The 1,464-nt window shown below is 66.6% G+C and carries 1 protein-coding gene; it reads right to left on the bottom strand.

What is annotated here, in order from left to right; genetic code table 11:
• Positions 1-150 precede the first annotated feature (150 nt).
• Positions 151-1,191: an IS630 family transposase gene (locus tag LXT21_RS44695; RefSeq protein ID WP_456094098.1), complete on the bottom strand. Its 1,041-nt coding sequence runs from the start codon at positions 1,189-1,191 to the stop codon at positions 151-153.
• Positions 1,192-1,464 lie beyond the last annotated feature (273 nt).

The raw sequence follows: 1,464 nt of genomic DNA, 5'->3' as shown, positions 1-1,464 counted from the left end.
GACCTCCACGCGCCGCGCGTGGGCACAGCGCTTTAGGTCTGAGAAGGCCCGATCTTTCTCCCCTCTGCGGGCATGTCCTACATTCGAGCCCTCGCTCGGCTGCCCCCTCCAAAGATCACGCCGATGAACGATCGTGATTTTCGAACGGCCTCAGGCGGAGCGCCTGAGGTCGACGCGACGCAGGGATGGACTGGCGGAGCGCAGGCGATTGCGGGCGGCGAGGTAGGCATGCACCCGGACCATGAGTCGGGCCAGAGTGCGGCAGCGATGATTGCGGGTGACGTTGGCGTGCAGGTCGAGCCACACCCTCTCGATGCGATTGCCCTGGGGACAGTATGGCGGCAGGAAGTGGAGGACGAATCGCCCGCCGAACTGCGCGAGGGCCTTGCGCGTCTTCTTGCTGGAGTGGACGGAGGCGTTGTCGAGGACGAGGTGGATGCGGCGAGCCCGCCGGTAGACACTCGCCAGACGCCAGAGCAGTTGGATGAAGAGGGAGCTCGCCTTGGACTCACCCTCCACCCATGCCAGTTTCCCTGTCCGGACGTTGAGTGCTCCAGCCAGGTAGCGCTTGCGGTTGTTGCCGGGAGTCACCACCACTCGTCGCTGCCCGGGCAGACACCAGTCGTACCCCACCTTGGGATTGAGATGGATGTCGACCTCGTCCACGTGGAGGACGGGCTCCTTGGCGGGCCCGTACACCTCAAGGCACTTCAACTCGTGCAGACGCCGCTGTCGTTTCCAGCCGGGCCAGGGACACTCGACGATGGGCCTCGCCGCCTTGAGCCGAGCCCCAAGCGAGGCGAGCGCACGCCCCATGGTCGCCACCGACACACGGACCAGGCCCCTGCGGGCCAGTTCCTGGCACAGCAACTCCCGCGTCCAGGTGGGACGGCACCAGCCCCAATCCTCAGGCGTGCCCTCCAATACGCGCACCAGTCGCTCTCGGAACCGCTCGTCCACCTTGGTGCGTCCGTTTGCCTCCCGCCTGTCCCGAAGAGCCTGGCGCCCACCCGTCCTGTAGCGTCGCACCGCGGCGACGACAGTCGAGGTGGCGCACTCCAGCTCCCGGGCAGCGGCATGGCACGACGCTCCACGTCCCACGGTCACGACTGCCAGGCACCTCCGGTAGGTGAGCGGGCAGCCACTCTTCACTGCCCACCGAAGCAGCGCCTGTCGCTGCTTCCTCTTCATCCACTGCCTACCTTTGCCCTCGGGCAGGGCCTTCTCGCTCTCAGGTCTTCTGCGCACACAGAGCCGAACGGGAGGTGCCCCTGCTCCCTCTTCCCGCTCACTCCGCGCCCGCTTGCCCTCCAACCCGATCGAGAATCACGAACCTCCATCGGCGTGATCTTTGGAGGGGGCAGCCGAGCGAGGGCTCGAATGTAGGACATGCCCGCAGAGGGGAGAAAGATCGGGCCTTCTCAGACCTAAAGCGCTGTGCCCACGCGCGGCGCGTGGAGGTCC

The organism is Myxococcus guangdongensis, assembly GCF_024198255.1.
GTDB lineage: Bacteria > Myxococcota > Myxococcia > Myxococcales > Myxococcaceae > Myxococcus > Myxococcus guangdongensis.
The sequence above is the reverse complement of the archived record's forward strand: the minus strand, read 5'-3'. Positions and strand labels throughout refer to the sequence as shown.

Bases quoted from the DNA above. Each gene is read 5' to 3' on its own strand.
- LXT21_RS44695 (WP_456094098.1), bottom strand. From the start codon at position 1,191: ATGAAGAGGAAGCAGCGACAGGCGCTGCTTCGGTGGGCAGTGAAGAGT.